Raw genomic sequence first — 5,474 nt, forward strand, 5'->3', positions numbered from 1 at the left:
TCCGCAGCAACCCGGGGCCAACCGGCCCGAGGCACGCAGCCGACCCGGCCGTCCCACCACCTTTTCGTCGCCGATCGCCTGAACCTCGGCCCGACGCGACCCGGCCGCGCGAACAGGACCTTCAACAGATCGCTATCCCGGTGTCGCCGCTCGCTCGAACACGCGAATAGATCGGTTCCAGTATTCGGGGGTCATATTGGAACAGCCTGACGAATCTTCCCAAAAGGAGCGTCCTATGGAACACTCTCTGTCATGGCGGATCGAACATTTCTGCGCATCCAGCTCGGTAGGCGCCTGGCGGAACTCAGGCGGCAAGCGGGGAGAACCGCGACCGACGCCATCCGCGAGGGCGTCGTCCGCAGCAAGGCCCAGATGTCCCGGCTGGAGAACGGCCACAGGGTCCAGTTGACCCTGGCGAACATCGCCGCCCTCTGCGAGCTCTACGGGGTCACGGGGCAGGGCAAGTACGTCATCCAGCAGATGTACCTCAAGGCCGAAGCCGACCAGGAGTGGTGGGAGCCGTATTCGGAAGTCATGTTCCGAAATATCAGTCTGCTCTTCAGTCTGGAGCGATACGCCGACGAGATCCTGATCTTCGACACGCTCGTCAACGGGCTGTTCCAGACCGAGGGCCTCGTACGGCGGATTCACAGCGCGGAAGAACCGCCGACGAGAGAGCGCCTGGTGGAACTCCGAATGAAGCGGCAGAAGGACTTCTGGGCTTGCGACCCGTTGCCGAAAGTCCAGCTCATGATGCCGGAGTTCACCCTCGCAAGCGGGTGCGACCAGGAGCAGCTCGACTGGCTGGTCGAGCTCGATGAGCGGCCTGGGATCTCGATCCGTTACCTCCCGGTCTCGGCCGGACCTCTGCACCGCCTGCTGGGGCCGTTCACGGTACTACGATTCAAGAACAACGATCCGGACGTGGTCTATACGGAATCCATCTCCGGGGCCCGTTACGAAGACCGCGAGGCGGCCGTCAAGGCACACCTTGATACGTTCACCTCGCATATCGAAGAACAGACACGACCGGTTAAGGAGTACCGAAATGGCACCTAGCGACGGGTGGCGAAAATCCAGCCGCAGCGGAAGCCAGGGCAACAACTGCGTCGAAGCTCGGAAATCGGCGGGCTACTTCCAGATCCGGGACAGCAAGCTCGGAGACGACAGCCCCATCTTCGACATGACCCCCGCAGGCTTCCAAGCCCTGATGAAGGCCGCCAAGCGCTAGCCGCCCCACGGCCCCACCGAATCACTGAGCGCGGCCGCTCCAAGCGTTCACGGAGCCGCCGCGCTTCGCTCTGCGTAGCCCCAGGCGCCTACTTCGGGGAGATCTGGAGTTCCTTGACGATCGTGGAGACATGGGACCGGACCCGGTCGTCGGTGGGGTCGTCCTCGGGCCTCCAGTGGACCGCGATGCGCTCGTAGACGGTGTTGCGCTGGGCCGGGACGCGGTCGGCGGTGCGGATCAGTTCGATCAGCTCCGACAGGCGCGAGCTGTTCCGAGCCCCGGCCGAGGAGATCACGTTCTCCTCCAGCATGATCGAGCCCAGGTCGTCCACGCCGAGGTGGAGGCTCAGCTGGCCGGCGGCCTTGCCGGTGGTCAGCCAGGAGGACTGGAGGTGGGTGACGTTGTGGAAGAACAGGCGGGCGACCGCCAGCAGCCGCAGGTACTCCATCGCGGTGGCCTGCGTGCGGCCCTTGAGGTGGTTGTTCTCCGGCTGGTAGGTCCAGGGGATGAACGAGCGGAAGCCGCCGGTGCGGTCCTGGACGTCGCGGATCATGCGCAGGTGCTCGATGCGCTCGTGCGCGGTCTCGCCGGTGCCCATCATCATCGTGGCCGTCGACTCCAGGCCGTGGCCGTGGGCGGTCTCCATGATCTCCAGCCAGCGCTCGCCGGACTCCTTGAGCGGCGCGAGGGCACGGCGGGGGCGTTCGGGGAGCATCTCGGCCCCGGCTCCGGCGATCGAGTCGAGCCCGGCGGCCTTGATCCGCCCGATCGCCTCGTCGATCTCCACGCCCGAGACCTTCGCCATGTGGGCGATCTCGCTGGGGCCGATGGAGTGGATGACCAGGTCGGGGTAGTCGCGCTTGACCGCGGAGAACAGCTCCTCGTAGTAGTCCACGCCGTACTCGGGGTGGTGGCCGCCCTGGAGCATCACCTGCGTGGCGCCGAGCTCGACCGCCTCGCCGCAGCGCCGCAGGACCTCGTCGAGAGAGTGGCTCCAGCCCTCCTCGTGCTTGGGGGCGCGGTAGAAGGCGCAGAACTTGCAGGCGGTGACGCACACGTTGGTGTAGTTGATGTTGCGGTCGATGAGGTAGGTGACGATGTTGTCGCCGATGACGCGCCTCCTGGCCGCGTCGGCGGCCTCCGCGAGGGGGTGGAACGGCGCCTCGAGGTAGAGCAGTTCGGCTTCGGCGGCTTCGATGCGACCGCCGTCGGCGGCGCGGGCGAGGACATCGTCGATTTCGGCCATGCTCTGAAGCGTAACCGCCCTAATCGACGTAGTACAGCTCCGTGTGGATCAGTGACGCGCCCGTCTCCTCCAGGACCTCCTTGACGCCCAGGACCATGTCGTAGGGGCCGCAGAGGAACCACTCGTCGATCCGGGCCGGGTCGACCAGCTCGGCGAAGACCGCGCGGAGCTTGTCGGGGGTGAGCCTGCCGGTCAGGAGCGGGCTCGCGCCGTCGGAGCGGGTGCGGATGTGGTGGAGCCGCAGCCGGTCACCGTGCCGGGCCTCCAGTTCGCGCAGCTCGGAGCCGAACATCGTCGTCTCCTCGGTGCGGTTGGAGTACAGGAGGGTGACCGTCGCGCCCTGGTCGAGGGCGGCGGCCGCGATCGACAGGATCGGGGTGATGCCCGAGCCGGCCACGATCGAGCCGTAGTGGCGGGCGGGTTCGATGTCGGTGCAGAACGACCCGAGCGGCGGCAGCACCTCGAGGACGTCGCCGACGGTGAGGCTGCTCTTGGCGTAGGCCGAGAACGTGCCCTCGGGGATGAACTTGATGCCGAGCCGCAGCGTGCCCTCCTCGGCCAGCTCGCGCGGGGTCGAGGCCAGCGAGTAGGAGCGGCGCACCTCGTGGCCGTCGGGTTCGACGCGCTGGAAGGTGATGTGCTGGCCGGGCTTGAAGTCGAACGTCGCCCGCAGGTGCTCGGGGACGGCGAGGCTGACTTCGAGGGCGTCGTCGGTCAGGGACCGGACCCGGCTGACCGGGAGCTTGTGCCACGACGGGCGCCGCCTGCGCTTGTTCAACTCGATGGCCATGTGTCTCCCTTCGGCGCGGAGAAGAATTCGGGCCCGTCCTCACCCAGGGCCGCCACATCGGTATAACCGGTCGCGCGCGACGCGAATTCCCGGAGCCCGGCGAGGTGCCGCTCACCGAGGGAGAACTGGAGCCGGTCGAAGTACTCGGCCAGCGCGGCCGGCTCGAACGGCTCCCAGCGTGAGGCCGCGGCCACGACCTCGTCCATCTCGGCCCGGCACAGCCGGACCGATTCGCAGAAGGCGAGGTGGACGTCCTTGACCAGTCCAGGGTGGGATTCGGCGTAGTCGCGGCGGACGGCCCAGACGGCGAAGACCATGGGCAGGCCGGTCCAGTCCTTCCAGGCCTGGGCGAGGTCGGTGACGTGGTGGCCGCGCGGGTCGTGGTGGACGCGCAGGGCCTCGTCGCCGATGAGGGCCGCGGCGTCGGCGCCGTCCATGGCCTCCTCGAGCAGGGGGGCGGTGACGGTGTACTCGGGGCGGCGCCCGTAGCGCTCCTCCAGGAGCATCCGCGCCAGCAGTACGCCGGTGCGGGAGGTCGAGGCGAGCGAGACCCTCGGGGCGGCCGGGAGCTCGTCGAGCGGGGCGGCCGAGACGAGGTTGACGCTCAGGACCGGGCCGTCGGCGGCGACGGCGATGTCGGGGACGAGCAGGAGTTCGTCGGCGTGCCGCAGGTATTCGACCAACGTGATCGGTCCGATGTCGAGGTCGCCTTCGACCAGGCGACGCGACAGCTCGTCCGGGGCCGCGCGGTGGAGGTCGACGTCCAGCAGTGCGCCGGACCTGGCCAGCCCCCAGTAGATGGGCAGGCAGTTGAGGAACGCGATGTGGCCGACCCTGGGTCGCCTGGCGTGATTCACGCATTCGACGGTATCGGGTCGGGGCGGGACCCGGGCGCGGCGCGATCACTCCCGGTCGTCGGCGTCACCGTCGTCGAGGATTCGGATGACCTCGACCTCGGACTTCTTGGGCCCGGTGACGAGCGCCGCGAGCCGGTCGAGGACCTCCTCGTCGTCGCTTTCGAGGACGATCTCCTCCTTGGAGCGCACGTCGAGGACCAGGACCTGCAGGATGGACTTGGCGTCGGCCCGGTCGCCGCCGGCCTTGGCGACGGTGACCTCGGCGTCGCTCTCGTTCGCTGTGTCGGTGAACTCGGTCGCGGGCCTGGCCTGTATCCCGACTTCCGTGGTCACTTTCACACGGCGTTGTGCCATGCCGCTCACCCCCGGCTACAGGATGACCCGTGATCGGAGGTTTGGGGCCGGTTTTCCCTATTCGCCCTCTTCTGCGTCGGCCTTGGGTCCTCCGTAGACGGTGGGCCTGGGCAGCGGCATGTGCTCGGGCAGGTCGGCCTTCTCGACGACGAGGTTCTCGACGCGGGCGCGGCCGGGCTTGTAGTCGTCCTCGCCTTCGGCAGGCGGCCAGGTCGGCGGCGTCTTGTGCGCGCCGGTCTGACTGACCTTGGAGGGCGGCTCGTCGAACAGGCTGATGTCGGGGGCGTCGACGATCGGTTTGGGGTCGGAGGTCGCCGCGGGCGAGGGCGAGGGTTCCGGTTCGGCCGCCTGGGACGCTTCGAGTTCCATCTCGGGCGGGGCGGCGTCGGCCATGGGGTTGTCGATCGCCGGCGGCGTCGTCACCTGCGGCTCGGGCTCGATCTCCGGCGCGGGTGCGGGCTCGGGCGCCGGTTCCGGTTCGGGAGCGGGCGCCGGTTCCTCCGCGGCGGGTGCGGGCGCAGGTTCCGGCTCAGGCTCCGGCTCGGGTTCAGGTTCGGCCCGCGGCTCGGGCGCCGGTTCCGGTTCGGGGGCGGCCTCGTTGACCGTCTCCCCGGACTCGACCGAGTCCCGGTCGCCGGCCTCGGACCCGTCGTCGGGCCGCGGCTCCTCGGCTTCCTCGTCGGTTGCCTCGGCCGGGGTCAGCGATTCGCCGGGGACGTCCGATCCCAGGTCGTCGAGGGCCGACTCGTCCTCGGCCGACAGCTCGACCGAGGCGTCGTCCTCTCCGGACTCGGGCACGTCGTCGTCCCAGAGCGGGGCGTCCTCGTCCGCCTCGGGCTTTGCGGGCGCCGCGGCGGGCTCGGGGGCCGGTTCCGGCCGCTCGGGGCTCGGCGCCGGTTCGGGCGCGGGCGGCGCCTCCAGCTTCAGCTCCGGCTCCGGTTCGGGCTCGGCGACGGGCGGCGCGGCCGACGGCGGCATGGGCGGCGCGGCCGACGG

6 protein-coding genes and 1 pseudogene are annotated in these 5,474 nt (G+C 69.3%); 2 read left to right on the forward strand and 5 right to left on the reverse strand.

The window, feature by feature from the left end; all coding sequences use genetic code 11:
• Positions 1 to 252: 252 nt before the first annotated feature.
• Together JFB92_RS24615 and JFB92_RS24620 are read left to right on the forward strand one after the other, a co-directional pair.
• Positions 253 to 1,059, forward strand: coding sequence for a Scr1 family TA system antitoxin-like transcriptional regulator (locus JFB92_RS24615; protein ID WP_199044568.1), 807 nt, complete (start codon positions 253 to 255; stop codon positions 1,057 to 1,059).
• A complete protein-coding gene (locus JFB92_RS24620; protein ID WP_199044569.1) occupies positions 1,049 to 1,231 on the forward strand; it encodes a DUF397 domain-containing protein in 183 nt (60 codons plus the stop codon). The genes JFB92_RS24615 and JFB92_RS24620 overlap by 11 nt, the downstream gene beginning before the upstream one ends.
• Before the next feature lie 88 nt (positions 1,232 to 1,319).
• Here the strand turns inward: JFB92_RS24620 and mqnC are convergent, their stop codons facing one another.
• The 5 genes and pseudogenes from mqnC to JFB92_RS24645 all read right to left on the reverse strand — a co-directional run.
• Positions 1,320 to 2,477 carry a cyclic dehypoxanthinyl futalosine synthase gene (mqnC, locus tag JFB92_RS24625; RefSeq protein ID WP_199044570.1) on the reverse strand — a complete coding sequence of 386 codons (1,158 nt, stop codon included), beginning with the start codon at positions 2,475 to 2,477 and terminating at the stop codon, positions 1,320 to 1,322.
• A gap of 19 nt (positions 2,478 to 2,496) precedes the next feature.
• Positions 2,497 to 3,267: an FAD-binding oxidoreductase gene (locus JFB92_RS24630; RefSeq protein WP_199044571.1), complete on the reverse strand. Its 771-nt coding sequence runs from the start codon at positions 3,265 to 3,267 to the stop codon at positions 2,497 to 2,499.
• Positions 3,252 to 4,124 (reverse strand): menaquinone biosynthetic enzyme MqnA/MqnD family protein, encoded by an 873-nt coding sequence (locus JFB92_RS24635; protein WP_199044573.1) that lies wholly within the window; start codon positions 4,122 to 4,124, stop codon positions 3,252 to 3,254. Before JFB92_RS24635 ends, JFB92_RS24630 begins: the two co-directional genes overlap by 16 nt.
• A gap of 45 nt (positions 4,125 to 4,169) precedes the next feature.
• Positions 4,170 to 4,478, reverse strand: coding sequence for an HPr family phosphocarrier protein (locus JFB92_RS24640; protein ID WP_199044575.1), 309 nt, complete (start codon positions 4,476 to 4,478; stop codon positions 4,170 to 4,172).
• Between the two features lie 57 nt (positions 4,479 to 4,535).
• Positions 4,536 to 5,474: pseudogene (locus JFB92_RS24645) on the reverse strand (hypothetical protein); the annotation flags it as partial.

The sequence above is a fragment of the Glycomyces salinus genome (genome assembly GCF_016428645.1).
Classification (GTDB): Bacteria; Actinomycetota; Actinomycetes; order Mycobacteriales; family Micromonosporaceae; genus Glycomyces; species Glycomyces salinus.

Bases quoted from the DNA above. Each gene is read 5' to 3' on its own strand.
- JFB92_RS24615 (WP_199044568.1), top strand. From the start codon at position 253: ATGGCGGATCGAACATTTCTGCGCATCCAGCTCGGTAGGCGCCTGGCG.
- JFB92_RS24620 (WP_199044569.1), top strand. From the start codon at position 1,049: ATGGCACCTAGCGACGGGTGGCGAAAATCCAGCCGCAGCGGAAGCCAG.
- mqnC (WP_199044570.1), bottom strand. From the start codon at position 2,477: ATGGCCGAAATCGACGATGTCCTCGCCCGCGCCGCCGACGGCGGTCGC.
- JFB92_RS24630 (WP_199044571.1), bottom strand. From the start codon at position 3,267: ATGGCCATCGAGTTGAACAAGCGCAGGCGGCGCCCGTCGTGGCACAAG.
- JFB92_RS24640 (WP_199044575.1), bottom strand. From the start codon at position 4,478: ATGGCACAACGCCGTGTGAAAGTGACCACGGAAGTCGGGATACAGGCC.